The sequence below is a fragment of the Candidatus Dormiibacterota bacterium genome (assembly GCA_035532835.1).
Taxonomy (GTDB): domain Bacteria; phylum Vulcanimicrobiota; class Vulcanimicrobiia; order Vulcanimicrobiales; family Vulcanimicrobiaceae; genus DAHUXY01.
The window spans coordinates 43159-57024 of record DATKQG010000096.1 but is presented as its reverse complement, the minus strand read 5'-3'; the positions used below and the strand labels follow the sequence as shown (position 1 = coordinate 57024).

At 63.0% G+C, this 13866-nt stretch carries 16 protein-coding genes; 7 read left to right on the top strand and 9 right to left on the bottom strand.

The window, feature by feature from the left end; translation table 11 throughout:
• Positions 1 to 31: 31 nt before the first annotated feature.
• Positions 32 to 685: an MOSC domain-containing protein gene (locus tag VMW12_12185; GenBank protein ID HUZ50475.1), complete on the top strand. Its 654-nt coding sequence runs from the start codon at positions 32 to 34 to the stop codon at positions 683 to 685.
• On the opposite strand, the gene VMW12_12180 is transcribed toward VMW12_12185, so the two are convergent.
• Complete coding sequence (locus VMW12_12180; GenBank protein HUZ50474.1) at positions 619 to 975, bottom strand: transcriptional regulator; 357 nt, start codon at positions 973 to 975, stop codon at positions 619 to 621. The genes VMW12_12185 and VMW12_12180 overlap by 67 nt on opposite strands.
• A complete protein-coding gene (locus VMW12_12175; protein ID HUZ50473.1) occupies positions 972 to 1574 on the bottom strand; it encodes a hypothetical protein in 603 nt (200 codons plus the stop codon). Before VMW12_12175 ends, VMW12_12180 begins: the two co-directional genes overlap by 4 nt.
• A 77-nt stretch (positions 1575 to 1651) precedes the next feature.
• Between VMW12_12175 and VMW12_12170 the strand changes: the two genes are divergently transcribed.
• The 5 genes from VMW12_12170 (at position 1652) to VMW12_12150 (ending at position 6154) form a co-directional block, all read left to right on the top strand.
• Positions 1652 to 2359 carry a prepilin-type N-terminal cleavage/methylation domain-containing protein gene (locus VMW12_12170; GenBank protein HUZ50472.1) on the top strand — a complete coding sequence of 236 codons (708 nt, stop codon included), beginning with the start codon at positions 1652 to 1654 and terminating at the stop codon, positions 2357 to 2359.
• Between the two features lie 75 nt (positions 2360 to 2434).
• A complete protein-coding gene (locus VMW12_12165) occupies positions 2435 to 3175 on the top strand; it encodes a beta-ketoacyl-ACP reductase (protein ID HUZ50471.1) in 741 nt (246 codons plus the stop codon).
• 71 nt (positions 3176 to 3246) lie between these two features.
• Entirely contained in the window at positions 3247 to 4032 is a 786-nt protein-coding gene (locus VMW12_12160; protein HUZ50470.1) for a 3-oxoacyl-ACP reductase, read from the top strand.
• Positions 4029 to 5801, top strand: coding sequence for an alpha/beta fold hydrolase (locus tag VMW12_12155; protein ID HUZ50469.1), 1773 nt, complete (start codon positions 4029 to 4031; stop codon positions 5799 to 5801). Before VMW12_12160 ends, VMW12_12155 begins: the two co-directional genes overlap by 4 nt.
• On the top strand, positions 5798 to 6154 hold the full coding sequence (locus VMW12_12150) for a helix-turn-helix transcriptional regulator (protein HUZ50468.1): 357 nt from the start codon (positions 5798 to 5800) through the stop codon (positions 6152 to 6154). Before VMW12_12155 ends, VMW12_12150 begins: the two co-directional genes overlap by 4 nt.
• Before the next feature lie 2 nt (positions 6155 to 6156).
• On the opposite strand, the gene VMW12_12145 is transcribed toward VMW12_12150, so the two are convergent.
• A complete protein-coding gene (locus VMW12_12145; protein ID HUZ50467.1) occupies positions 6157 to 7185 on the bottom strand; it encodes a hypothetical protein in 1029 nt (342 codons plus the stop codon).
• 125 nt (positions 7186 to 7310) lie between these two features.
• On the opposite strand from VMW12_12145, the gene VMW12_12140 reads away from it, so the two are divergent.
• On the top strand, positions 7311 to 7625 hold the full coding sequence (locus tag VMW12_12140) for a hypothetical protein (protein ID HUZ50466.1): 315 nt from the start codon (positions 7311 to 7313) through the stop codon (positions 7623 to 7625).
• Between the two features lie 3 nt (positions 7626 to 7628).
• Here VMW12_12140 and VMW12_12135 read toward each other — a convergent pair whose 3' ends face one another.
• The 6 genes from VMW12_12135 to recR form a co-directional block, all read right to left on the bottom strand.
• Positions 7629 to 8987, bottom strand: coding sequence for a HAMP domain-containing sensor histidine kinase (locus VMW12_12135; protein HUZ50465.1), 1359 nt, complete (start codon positions 8985 to 8987; stop codon positions 7629 to 7631).
• A complete protein-coding gene (locus tag VMW12_12130; GenBank protein HUZ50464.1) occupies positions 8980 to 9654 on the bottom strand; it encodes a response regulator transcription factor in 675 nt (224 codons plus the stop codon). Before VMW12_12130 ends, VMW12_12135 begins: the two co-directional genes overlap by 8 nt.
• The gene (locus VMW12_12125; GenBank protein ID HUZ50463.1) at positions 9651 to 10859 is read right to left on the bottom strand and encodes an ABC transporter permease; all 1209 of its coding nucleotides are present in this window, start codon (positions 10857 to 10859) and stop codon (positions 9651 to 9653) included. Before VMW12_12125 ends, VMW12_12130 begins: the two co-directional genes overlap by 4 nt.
• A gap of 5 nt (positions 10860 to 10864) precedes the next feature.
• The gene (locus VMW12_12120) at positions 10865 to 11584 is read right to left on the bottom strand and encodes an ABC transporter ATP-binding protein (protein HUZ50462.1); all 720 of its coding nucleotides are present in this window, start codon (positions 11582 to 11584) and stop codon (positions 10865 to 10867) included.
• A gap of 16 nt (positions 11585 to 11600) precedes the next feature.
• Positions 11601 to 13184: an efflux RND transporter periplasmic adaptor subunit gene (locus VMW12_12115; protein HUZ50461.1), complete on the bottom strand. Its 1584-nt coding sequence runs from the start codon at positions 13182 to 13184 to the stop codon at positions 11601 to 11603.
• Between the two features lie 69 nt (positions 13185 to 13253).
• Positions 13254 to 13862 carry a recombination mediator RecR gene (recR, locus tag VMW12_12110; protein ID HUZ50460.1) on the bottom strand — a complete coding sequence of 203 codons (609 nt, stop codon included), beginning with the start codon at positions 13860 to 13862 and terminating at the stop codon, positions 13254 to 13256.
• Between the last annotated feature and the right edge of the window lie 4 nt (positions 13863 to 13866).

Genomic DNA, 13866 nt, shown 5'->3' with positions numbered 1-13866 from the left:
CGCGCCTTCTTGAGGATTCGGAGCGCCTCCTATGGTAGAGACCAGAATGGATGTTGGAACGACGACGGCGTTGTGGCGCTATCCGATAAAGAGCCTGCGCGGCGAAGCGCTCGAAACCACGCGCGTCGAAGCCGGCGGCATCCCCGGCGATCGGGCGTCCTCACTCGTCATCGCGCGCGGACATGCGCGAATCGGCAAACCCTATCGCGGCAAGGAAGACGAGCGGCTCCATCGCTTGCGTTCCGGCGATGAGGCCGTTTCCGCCGCAGACGAACGCGGCGTGGCGATCGACGTCGTCGCAGCGAACGGCGGCCACGAATACGATGCCGCGCCCATCTCGATCCTCGTCGACCGTTGGATGGAAGGCTTGAACGCCGCCGTCGGCTACGGCGTCGAGTATCAACGCTTTCGGCCGAATATTTTCGTCGCCGCGCACTCGCAAATGGATCTGGACGAGCCGGCGTTAGCCGGGCGCGAATTGCGTATCGGGACGGTGCAGCTTAAGGTGCGCTCGCCGATCGGACGATGCGTCACAACGACGTACGCTCAGGGCCCCGGCGCGTCCGATCCCGCAATCCTGCGATATATCGCGTCCGAACGCGGCAACGCGATGGGGATTTACTGCGACGTGCTGCGAGCCGGCGCGGTACGCATCGGCGACGTATTGGTTTTAGAGGAGCGCTGAACCTCGCGCACGATCGCTTCAAGCGCGTCGATATAGGCGAGAAAGCGTTCGCGCCCCGCGGCGGTGATGCGTACGATGGTCTGCGGCCGGCCTCGGCCCGTACGCCGCTCCGTCACCACGATGCCGTCTTCTGCAAGCGCGTGGAGATGGCGGTTCAAATTGCCGTCGGTGAGCTCGCACGCATCTTGGAGCTGCGTGAACGTCGCGCCCGGCGGTTGCGCGACGAGCGACGAGCAGATGGCCAAACGGCCTCGTTCGTGAAAGACGCGGTCCAGATGCGTCGCGCTCATGCCGGCGTCCGATCGCGCAGCACGAACACGCCGATCGCGATTTGTCCGATTCCGAAACCGGACGGAAGCACCCACCATGCCAGCGCGACGTGCGGCGGCACGAACAGCAAGCCGATGCCGGCCACGAGAAACAGCGCCGCGATCGGAACGACCGCGCGCGGCACGAGCGTGCGCGATGCGAAGAGCCCCACACCGTAGCAGGCGTACCAGATCCCGGGCAGATACGCGAGCTGCCCGCCCGCCAAGAGCGCAAACGAGAGCGCCGCGCCGAGTACCAGCGCGGGAAGAATCGAAAGCCCAACCGTGCGCGTCTGCCAACGATCGCGCGCGCTCGCGTCGTTCACGAACCAATGTGCGATCGCCCCGTAATTCACGGCGGCCGCCAGCGCGCAGCAGGCCAGCCACAACGCAAAGTACGAACGCCCCTGCTCGATGCCGGCCGGATACGGCACGAGAAGCGCCTGAACGACGCCTGCGGCCATGGCAAAAACGCCCGAAGCGATCGCGGCGATGCCCGAATAGCCCTGGAAGCGTTGCGTCATCGCCAAGCGTTCGCGCACCTCGGCGATATCGATCAGCGCGCGCTCCAACTCGTTCATACGTTCATACTTTGTATCACAAAGCGGACGTCGCGGCAAACGTCCTCTAGGGCCCGGCGAAGGGCACCGGGGCTTGCATGGAAAGGCGGCGAGGCGAGCGCGGTTTCTCGCTCATCGAGGTTCTGCTGGCCGGCGCGATCGCCGCAATTGCAACGGCGGTGCTCGTAACCCTCGCCCATCACATGGCACAAGCAACGCGAACGCTCGACCTCCGTCTCCAGGGAAGTTCCGCGGCGCGTACGCTGCTCGATCGCTTGGAAAGCGACTCCCAAACGGCTTGGGCCGTATGGGTCCCGGTGCTCGACGTCGCAGGTGACGACAATCGCGACGGACACGAAGTGGATTTCTTCGCGCAAGACGCTTCGCACCGCCGATATGCGTGGGCCTATCGCTTTGACGCCGCCGCGCGCGAAGTCACGCGCTACGCGTACGCGGCCGGTATCGCGCCGCTCTCCGGCGTGACGTATCGGCCGATCGATGCCTTCTCCGCGACAACGTCGCCCGCTAGCGCGATCGGCAACCCGGCCAGCGCGATTTACGACCCGCTGTTTGCATCGGCTCGGGTTGGGGCGTACGCGTACGACTACGGCACGGCGTTTGGGGCGATCGGTGGAAACGCCATCACCCGCGTCCGCGTCGTAACCGCCGGTATCGACCTTGCGACGCTGCTTGCAAGTGCAACCGCACCTTCGCATTTTACCGTCGTCGTAACGTATACGCCGCCGCCCTCTCCGCTTGGTACACCAACTCCGACGCCGCTGCCGCTCGCGACCTTCGGACCATAACGCCGGGAGCGCGGGAGTTCGCCCGCGTGCGTCGCATTGATGACGGAAGACCGACGTTACAGTCAGGAGCGATGCATGTTCGAAGGACGCGTTGCCATCGTTACCGGGGGAACGCGCGGCATCGGCGCCGCGATCACCGAAATGCTGGCGAAATCCGGCGCGCACGTCGCGGCCGGCTACAGCAAGGGCAAAGAACCCGCCGAAGCCTGCGTCGCGCGACTCAAAGCCGAAGGTGCGTCGGTGTCGTGCCATCAAGGACGCGTCGACGATTTCAACGATTGCCAACGCGTCGTCGATGAGGTCTTGGAGCGATTCGGCCGGGTGGACTACTTGGTCAACAACGCGGGCATCACCGTCGATAAAACGCTGCGCAAGATGAGCAACGACGACTGGCACAACGTGCTCAACGTTAATCTCAGCGGCGCTTTTCACATGACCAAAGCGGTGCTCGAGCATATGATCGAGCGCGGCTCCGGGCGCATCGTGAATATCAGCTCCGTGATCGGTGAGACGGGGAATATCGGCCAAGCAAACTACTCCGCGTCGAAGGCCGGGCTGTTCGGATTCACCAAGTCGGCGGCGCTGGAGCTCGCCAACAAGGGCATCACCGCGAACGTCGTGGCACCGGGGTTCATCGCCACCGAAATGGTCAAAGCCGTTCCGGAAGCAGCACTCGCTAAAGTGATCGAGAAAATTCCGCAACGGCGGCTCGGCGAACCCTCGGAGGTCGCCCGCGTCGTCAAATTTCTCCTCGAAGATGGTTCGAGCTACATCACCGGGGCCGTGTACACCGTCAACGGCGGCCTCGACATGTAGCTCCGCGAGTCCGCTTGACGGGCGAAGCGCACTCATAGGTATATATAGCGTTCGTACAAAAGTAGCAATTCATGGACGCTACCTCTACTTTTGGACATTCGGCGACCCTGCGAAGCCTCGCCGGCCGCGTGGCCATCGTCACCGGCGGCTCGCGCGGGATCGGCGGAGCGATCAGCCGCTCGTTAGCTGCCGACGGCGCGATCGTCGCGGTGGTCGGCGTGGCCCCCGATCGCGAGCGGACGGCCGAGCTACGCGCCTCGCTCAACGGCAGCGCGAAACTCGTGCATTTCTACGAAGCCGACGTCGCCGATTACCCGCAATGTGAAGCGGCGGTGCGGAACGTCATCGCCGATCACGGACGCGTCGACATCCTGGTTAATAACGCGGGAATCACGAAGGATCATACGATTCGCAAGATGACCGTCGACGAGTGGAAAGCGGTTCTGGACGTCAATCTCTCGGGACCGTTTTTTATGATGAAGGCCGTCCTGGAACATATGATCGAGCGCAAGTACGGACGGATCGTGAACATCAGCTCGGTGGTCGGACACACCGGAAACTTCGGCCAGTCGAACTACGCGGCTGCAAAAGCCGGATTGCTCGGGCTCACCAAGACCGTCGCGCTCGAAACCGCTCGCGCGGGCATCACCGTCAATGCGGTCGCGCCGGGCTTTACGGCAACCGAAATGGTGAAGCTCATGCCGCAGGCCGCGATCGATATCGCGAAGAGCCGCACGCCGCAGGATCGCTTGGGCGAACCCGACGAGATCGGTCGCGTCGTGCGCTTTTTAATCGATGAAGGCTCGAGTTTCATCACCGGCGCCACCTACGACGTCAACGGAGGAATGTTCATGTGATCGGGTCGCTGCCGCTCGAAGAGTTTAGCTACGGCATGGACATCGGCGGCGCCGATCCCGCGGCGCTGAACGACGCGCTGCGCGCCGTGACGATGGACGTAATGAGCGATCCGCTGCGCATGGGGACGCTGATGACGTCGCTGATGTTGGCCCAGCAATCGGTCGCGATGAACACGATGCGGCGCATGCAAGGGGAGAATCCGCCGCCGGTCGCGGCGGTGGCGCCCGGCGACCGGCGCTTCAGCGACCCGGCTTGGACGAGTAACCCGTTTCTGATGTCGATGCTCGAAGAGTATCTGGTGCGGCGCCAGTACGCGCAGCAGCTCATCGATCAATCGCGACTGCCCGAAGCGACGCGCCGAAAGGCGCGGTTCGCGCTCACGATGATGATGGATGCGCTCGCGCCGACCAATCTGCCGTGGCTCAATCCCGCGGTGATCAAAGAAGCACTCGATACGGGCGGCGGCAGCCTGATGAAGGGCATGGCGACGTTTCTCGACGACGTCAAGAACAACGGCGGCTATCCCAAGCAAGTCGATGCATCGTCGTTCGTCCTGGGCGAGAACATGGCCGCGACGCCCGGCGAAGTGGTGTTCCGCAACGAACTGATCGAAGTGCTCGCATACTATCCGCAGACGCCGGCGGTGCACGAGCGCCCCCTGCTGTGCAGTCCGCCGTGGATCAACAAGTACTACATCATGGATATCGCGCCCGGGCGATCGTTCGTCGAGTGGGCGGTGCGGCACGGGCACCAAACGTTCATGATCAGCTATCGCAATCCCGACGAAACGATGCGCGATTTCAAGATGGACGATTATTTGCGGCTCGGACCGCTCGCAGCGCTCGACGCCGTGCAGCGCCTCACCGGCGCGAAGCAAGTAAACTTCGCTTCGCTCTGCCTGGGTGGAACGATGACGGCTATTCTGCTCGCGTATCTTGCCAAGCACGGTCAGGCCGACCGCGTCGGCGCCGCGACGATGACGAATACGATTCTCGATTTTGCCGATCCGGGCGATCTAGGCGTCTTCACCGACGAAGCGTCGATCGCCAAGCTCGAAAAAACGATGCACGAGCGCGGCTTCCTCGAGAGCAAAGAGATGGAAGGCACGTTCAACTGGATGCGCGCCAACGATTTGATTTGGAGCTACGTCGTCTCCAACTGGTACATGGGCAAGAAGCCGCCGGCTTTCGACATCCTCGCGTGGAACGGCGACGCGACGCGCATGCCCGCCGCGATGCATTCTCAGTATCTCCGCGCGTGCTATCTGCACAACCTCATCGTGAAACCCGACGCGTTCGTTATCGAAGGTACGCCGATCGATCTTGGGCTCATCCAGACGCCGCTCTATATCTTGGGCGCGGAAGCCGACCACATCGCGCCCTGGCGCACCACGTACATGACCACGCAATACGTCGGCGGCGAGGCCAAGTACACGCGCACCAACGCCGGCCACGTCGCCGGAATCTGCAACCCTCCCGGTAATCCGAAAGCGTGCTACTGGACCAAACCGCAGGCCGAGCCCGGCGAGACGCCCGACGCGTGGCTCGAAAGCGCGGAGAAACGCAATGGGAGCTGGTGGGAGGATTGGGCCGTGTGGGCCGGCGAGCACGGCGGCCCGATGCGCGAGCCGTACGCGCTCCCCGCTTCCGGAGAGCCCGCACCGGGACGATACGTGCGCAACGAGACCGCTGCGCCGCTCGATATTACCGCGCCAAAAAAACGGGCGACGACCAAACCGGTTCACCGCAAACGTGGAGGACGCTCATGAGTACCCGCGATTACACCTCGATGAAAGGCCTGGGCGAGTTCATTCGCACGCAACGCGAACTCGCCAATCTTTCGCTGCGCCAGCTCGCCGATTTAGCGAAGGTCTCAAACCCATACTTGAGCCAAGTCGAACGCGGCCTGTACAAGCCCTCGGCGGAGGTCCTCAAACAGCTTGCAAACGCGTTGCACCTCTCCGCCGAGACGTTCTTCATGCAAGCCGGATTGCTCGACGACGACATCTACAAAGAAGCCAGCGACCAGGTAGAATCGGCGATCAAACTCGACCTGCGGCTTACGCCCGATCAAAAAGACACGCTGATTCGCGTCTATCGCGGCTTCGTCGGCGACCGTTAGCGTTACCGAACCGCGACGCCGGTCGATAGGAACTGCGTCGCGTTGACCGCGATCGACTGCACGGGTGCAACGTCTCCCGTGGCGCCCGGCGCAAACACCTGTAGCGGCCCCGAGGCCTGCGATCCGACATAGACGTACCCGGCAGCGTCGACCGCGATTCCGATCGGCTGGTCGAGCCCGGTCAGCGCTCCGCCGATCGTACGGATAGGCGTGGCATCCCCGCTCGCGTTTGCCGCATAGACGGTAACGGTATTATTGCCTAAGTTCGCGACGTAGATGTTCCCGCGCGCATCGAGCGCGACGCCTTCCGGCGTACTCAATCCGGTTGCGCCGCCGACGATAACCGTGGACGGAGCGACATCGCCGGACGCGCCGGCTGCGAACACGGCCACGTCGCCGGAATACGAATATCCCAAGCCCGAATCCGCGACGTAGATATTTCCCGGGCCGTCGACGGCGATGCCGGTCGGCGAATGAAAATCGGCGCTCGCCCCGGCGATAATGCGGGCCGGCGCAACGTTGCCGGTGGCGCCGGCGGCAAAAATCGCTATGTGCCCGCCGGGATATCCGGGGAGGTTCGAGAGATCGCCGACGATCGCGTTTCCGCTCGCATCTATGGCGATGCCGGTTTGGCAGCCCGAAAACGTGGTGTTGCTTCCCTCAAGGGAGATCGTCGGCGCGACGTCTCCGGTCGCTCCGGCCGCGAAAGCGCTGACCGGCCCCGGTACGTTGATGCTCAGACAATTGGTCGTCCAGGCCCGGCCCTGAGCGTCGACCGCCGTGAAGTAGTTGAAGCCTAGGCCCGTGGTCGCGCCTTCGATCAATGTCGTGGGCGCGACGGTTCCGTTTGCGCTCGCGGCCATGGTCGCGATCTTGCCGGCGCCGGTTCCGCTGCCCACGTACAGCGTCGTGGCTTGTCCGGGAGGCGCGAAGGTCGGGCCGATGGGCGGGGCTGAGACGGTTCCTCCTCCGCAAGCCGATAGGGTGCCTGCAAGGCCGATCAGGAGGGCAAGGCGAGCGTAGGTTTTCATCCGATTGGAGTTGCCTGAAAGCGCAAAGCGCTCCTATCCCATCGTGACTTTGGCGGCACGTTGACATCTCTAGCAAATGCTTGGTACACTTAGCACCTAGAGTGATCGAGTCAGGAGACAGCACCATGAGTACCTACACCGAATTTGCCCAGAAGGTCCAGAACGAGTTCCTCAACAGCCTCAAGGCTGCCCAGGAGCTGAACGTCAAGTCGTTTGCCGCCTTCAACGAACTGCTCGCGCAGGTCCCGACCGCCAAGGTCGATCCGGCCACGACCGAGCTGCCGACGCCGACCGATATGGTCGAGCAAACGTTCGCGTTCACGAATCAGTTGCTCGAAACGCGCAAGGCCTACGCCGTCAAACTCGCCGAGCTGGCGACCCAGACGCAGCAGCAGTTCGCGCAGACCGCCGCCCGCATTGCGGAGTCCGCGAAGAACTAATCGTCATCCGTTTCGGAGCTCGGTCGCCCGTGGGAAGCGCATCGTCACCGTAGTGCCCTGACCGAGGGCGCTCTCGATCGCAATCGTTCCGCCGATGCGGTCGAGCGCGCGTTTCGCAATCGCTAAGCCCAGGCCCGAGCCCTCTGCTTGCGTGCGCGCACTCCCGCGATAGAAGCGGTCGAATGCGTGCTCGATATCCACCGCATCCATCCCGGGGCCCTCGTCGGCGACCGTGGCTCGCGCGTAGGCGCCGTCGGTATCGACGGTAAATCGGACGGGCGAGTCCAGCGCGTATTTGAGCGCGTTTTCCAGCACGTTTTTGAGCGCTTCGTAGAGTTCGGTATCGTCGCCGGCGATGGCCGGCGAGCCGGCGTGGGTGTAGCGAATACGACCCGCGGCAATCGGTTGCAGCGCGTCGACCGCCCTTTGCCCCAAGCCGGCGAGATCGATCGGTTCGCTCCGCAATCCACCCTTACGCTCGAGCCGTGCGAGAAAGATCAGCTTCTCGATGACCGTACGCATGCGACGGCTCTCCGCCAGCATCGTTTCGTGCACGCGCGAAATTCCATCCGGATCGCGTACGACGCCCTGCTGCAATGCGTCGAGGTATCCCATCACCACCGTGAGCGGCGTGCGCAGTTCGTGCCCGGCGTCGGCGATAAATTGCCGCATCTCGGCTTCGTTGCGCAGGCGCTCAGCCGTCGCCGCGCTCAAGCGGTAGGCGACATCGTCGTACGCACCGGTAAGGTCGCGTAGCTCCGTGTTGCTGTGCAAGAGCGGCTCCGGTGTGAAATCGCCATCCGCGATCTTGCGTAGCGCGTGCGTGACGTCGACCAGCGGTTCGATCGCATTGCGCGTGATTCTTCGGCCGACGAACCACGCCGCGAGAATTGCCAGAATGCCGACCGGCAGCGTGATGCTCCAGTAGAACGCGAGAAAGTGCGTGAAGCCGTCGAGATCGGGCGCGACGATGATGATGCCGCCCGGCACGCGGGTGACGTGACCGTGGATACCGAGTACCGCACCGATCACTTCGGCCGTCCGGCTCACGGCTTCATCGTGCCCCGCGACGATCGCATGTTGTTCGTCGCGAACGAAGACGTGAATGCGGGGGCGCTGGGCGTCCTTCACGATCGCCGCCGCATATTGCGAGAGCGACTGATGCTGCGCTTGGGCCGACGCCGCCAACTGATCGACGCGATGCCCGGTGGTCGACACCGCATCGTTGAGGGAGGCGGCGTACTGCAGGAAGGCGATCGTGGTGGTGGTTCCGGCGACGCCGACGATCAAGAGAAATGCGAGTAGGACGTAACCGCGTGTCAGGCGCTGCGCGAATCCGGCAAAGAGCGTGTTGCTACGCATGCAGCGTGTAGCCGGCCCCGCGAACCGTATGTATCAGCTGCCGCGGCGCGCCTTCGTCCACCTTGACGCGCAGATACGATATGTAGCGTTCCACGGCGTTGGGCCCGACTTCGCTCGAATTCCCCCAGACTAAGTCCAACAGTTCCTCCCGCGTAAACACGCGCCGCGGCCGGCGCAATAACGTGACCAGCAGATCGTATTCGCGCGGCGAGAGATCGAGCTGCTTGCCGTTGCGCGTTACGACGTGTTGGTCCAGGTCGACGTTCAAATCGTCGAGGCTAAGCGCACTACGCTGCTCCAGGTGCGGGCGTCGCAACTTGGCCTCGATGTGCGCGAGCAGCTCGGATATTTCGAACGGCTTGCTCAAATAATCGTCGGCTCCGTGGACGAGCCCCTCGACGCGATCTTCGAGTTCGCCCTTGGCGCTGAGCATGATGACCGGCGCATCCGTTACCCGGCGCAGCATCGGCAACAGCGCGATGCCGTCGATCTTGGGCATCATCACGTCGAGCACGATGAGGTCCGGCTCGAACTCTTTCACGAGCGCGAGGCCGGCTTGTCCGTCGGCTGCCGAACGCACGACGAAGCCGTGGTGCGAGAGCGTCAGTTCCAGCAGTTCGCGAATGCGCGGCTCGTCGTCGACCACCGCGATGCGTATGGCGCTCATTCGAACCTCAAGGCTTCGATCGGATTCAAATTGGCCGCCTTTCGCGCGGGGTAGTAACCGAAGAAGATCCCTACCAGCGCCGAGAAGCCCACCGAGAGGGCGATCCAGATCGGCGGAATCGTCGTCGGCCATTTTGCGAGCAACGCCACGCCGCTGGTCCCGAGTACGCCCAGTACCACGCCGATCAACCCGCCGATGGTGGAGAGCACGATCGCTTCAGCCAAAAACTGCTGCAGAATCGTCCCGCTGCGCGCGCCGACCGCCATGCGCAATCCGATTTCGCGCGTGCGCTCGGTCACCGAAACCATCATGATGTTCATGATCCCGATGCCGCCGACGATCAGCGAAACGGCGGCTACGCCCGCGAGAAGAAACTCCATCACGGCGCCGGTCGACGAAGCCGCTGCAGCGATCGATTGCAAATTGCGGACTTGAAAATCATTACTCTCCGGTGGAACGATCCGATGTCGGGTTTGAAGCAATGTCGTGACTTCGGCCTGTACCGCATCGATCGCATCGGCGCTCGCCGCCGACACCATCAGTTGATTGACCGTCGTCAGCCCGGTCAGACGCTGCATCGCGGAACTATAGGGGATCAGGATCGTATCATCCTGGTCTTGCCCCGTGCCGCTCTGCCCTTTTGCGGCGAGCACGCCGATGACGGTAAACGGTACGCCCTTGACGATCGCCGTCTGCCCGATCGGCGGGTTGCCGTCAGGAAAGAGTTGCGAAACGACGGTCTGCCCGAGCACGGCGACCTTCGCCGAAGCCGTGACGTCGCTTTGGGTAAAGAACGATCCTTGGGCTATCGGCCAATCTCTGATGAACGTGTATGTCGGCGCGACGCCGTTCACGATCGTTTGCCAGTTATTACCGCCTGCGACGACCTGCGTGCGTAGGGTCACGAGCGGCGAAACCGCCGCAACGTCGGGGAGCTGTGCGATCGCCATGCCGTCAGCCGGCGTCAGCGATGAGGCACCGCCGAAACCCGTGCGCGCTCCGCCTTGCGTAACGCTCCCGGGCTGAACCACGATCAAATTCGCACCGAGGCCCGCGATGCTGCTTTGCACGGAGGACCGCGCTCCGGCACCGATGGCTACCGTAATGATGACCGCGGCTACGCCGATGACGATGCCGAGCATCGTGAGCAGCGAACGTGCCTTGTTGCGCACGAGCGCCTGCCATGCCAGGCGTAGCGTCGCCATCAGCGTCATGCTACGCCCGCGAGTGTTTCGTTCGGTTTGTCGGAAATAATGAGCCCGTCACGGAACGAGACGATGCGACGGGCATTCATGGCGACGTCGAATTCGTGGGTAACGACCATAATCGTCATACCGAGGTCTTTGTTGAGCTGCTTGAAGAGGCGCATCACGTCACTGGACGTTTTGGTATCGAGCGCGCCGGTGGGTTCGTCTGCGAGAATGAGGCCGGGGTTGTTGACTAACGAGCGCGCGATCGCCACGCGCTGCTGCTGACCGCCCGACATTTGATTCGGAGCGTGCTTAGCCAACTGCGCGATGCCGACGATCTCCATTTTTTCGAGCGCGATGCGGCGGCGTTCGTCTTCCGGTATACCCGCATAGACCATGGGGAGTTCGACGTTTTCGACGGCGCTGGTGCGGGACAACAAATTATACGATTGGAAAACGAAGCCCAGGCGACGGCTGCGGATATCGGCGCGCTCGTCGGATGTCAAATTGGAGACATCCTTACCTTCGAAGTAATAGGTTCCATCGGTCGGTTGGTCGAGCAAGCCGATGATTTGCATGAATGTGGATTTGCCCGATCCCGACGGACCCATGACCGAGAGAAAGTCTCCCGACTCGATCGTCAGATCCACGCCGCCGAGCGCGATCACTTGGTCGTCGCCCACCGTGTACACTTTACGTAGCCGTTCGACCCGAACGACCGGAACCGCAGATTCCGACATGCTCAGCGCCCTCAACCTACATGCCGTGGCCGGGAGCGCGGCCCCCACCCGTGAGCGGCGAGCGTACGACGGCCTTGGTGCTCGTCGTCCCGCTGCTGGAACCGATGACGACGGCATCGCCCGCGGCAAGCGCACCGGCCTTCAGCGGCGTGACCGCGGCTTGCGATGTGGTGGTTAAGCCAACCCGAACGGGTACGGGGTGGAGCGACGACTCGCGCTGCACGAACAGCACGCCGGTGGATCCTGCGCCGATCGATGCGCCGGCGCTCGTGCCGGTGACGGTACCCCACGGCGACTGCGCGCTCGCGGCCGTTGCGCCGGACGCGGCGGTGGAGGGCCTGGCCGGCGCGTTCGTAGCACGGGCGGACTTGGGCGCGACGGCCGGCTTCCACTGGAGTGCCGCGAGCGGCACCACGAGAGCATTCGGGGCGCTGGCAACCTCGATCGTGGCGTTTGCCGTCATGCCCGGGAGCAGTTTATTGCCTCGATTGGGGACGTCGATGACGACGTCGTAGGTCACGACGTTATTCAGCGTCTGCGGATTGATCCGCACTTGCGATACTTTTCCTACGAACGTTTCGCCTGGATATGCGAGAACGGAAAACTGGACCGGTTCGCCCGCCTTCACGTTGCCGATGTCCGGCTCTCCGACGTTGATATCGACTTGCATCTTGCCTAAATCTTGCGCGATCGAAAACAGCGTCGGCGTCTGCAAGGAAGCGGCGACGGTCTGGCCCACCGAGACGGCGCGCGCGATCACGGTGCCGTCGACCGGCGAGGTGATCACCGTATGATCGAGATTATATTGACTCTGTTGCAGCGTTGCTTGCGCCGCCTGCACGGCGGCGGCGGCGGCGGCCGAGCTGGACATCGATCCGGCGGCTTGCGAACTGGTCTGCGAAACCTGGGCCGTTTGTGCGACGGCCTGCGATTTCGACTGCGCGTACGCGGCTTGAGCGGCCGCGAGATCGCTTCGATCCTGCGCTACGGTCGCTCTGTCGCTATCGACTTGATTTTGAGCGACGTAACCCTGCGCGAGCAAGGCGGCATCGCGCCCTTCGGTGATTTGCGCGAGCTGCAGCGCGCTGCGCGCCTTGCCGACGTTCGCAGCTGCCGCGCCGATTGCGGCCGAGGCTGAAGCGCTATTGGCCGCTGCTACCGAAATGCCGGAGGCGGCACCGGTAGCGTTCGCGCTTGCGGCGTTGGCTTGCGCCTGCGCTTGGATGAGGTTTGCACGAGCTTGATCGACCTGCGCCTGTATGGTGCGGGGATCGATGCGCGCGAGCACTTGGCCCTTCTTCACCCTGCTGTTGAAATCAACGTAGATCTGCGAGATCGTTCCCGAGACTTGAGTGCCGACGTTAATCGTATTTTGCGGATTAACCGTCCCCGACGCGGTTACCGTATTGAGGAGCGTTTGCTGCACGACCGGCTGCGTGACGTACGACGTCGCGCTCTGCGAACGAATGGCGATCGTTGCGATAATCAACGCGACAACGAGCGCTAATGCCGCGCCGCCGACGATCCATTTATTGCGTCCCGCGAGCATTCGCCCGAGCCCGCCGAAGCCGGCGGGGAGTGGGAACGATTGAGCCGACATGTGATGTCCTCCATCCCTACCTTACCCACTCTTGCCTGACAGATGCTGGAGATCGGCTTTTGCAACAGGCTAGAGCGAGCGCCTACCTTCGATCGCTTTTGCCACGGTGATCTCGTCGGCGTAATCGAGATCGCCGCCGATCGGCAGGCCGTAGGCTAGGCGCGTCACGCTGACGCCCAGAGGCTGGATGAGGCGCGAAAGGTAGAGAGCGGTTGCCTCGCCTTCGGCGTTCGGATTGGTCGCGATGATGATCTCGGCCGGCGCGTCCGCTCCGATCCGCTCGATCAACTCCTTGACGTGCAGTTGCGCCGGGCCGATGCCGTCCATCGGCGAAATCAGGCCGCCAAGCACGTGATATTGCCCCTTGAAGGCAGCCGTTCGTTCGATTGCATAGATGTCTTTCGCCTCGGCAACGACGCAGAGCGTGGTGCGGTCGCGCCGTTCGTCCGTGCACAGCGTGCACGGGTCTTCTTCGGTGAGCGAAAAACAGACCGAACAGAAGCGGACTTTGTCCTTCACCGCAAGGATCGCTTCGGAGAGCGATTGCGCTTCGTGGCGCGGGCGATTGAGCAAATAGAAAACCAACCGCGCAGCCGTTTTCGGGCCGACGGTTGGAAGCTTCGAAAATTCGTTGATGAGCGCTTGAACGGGCCCCGCAATCGATCCGCTAGCGGGCATGCGG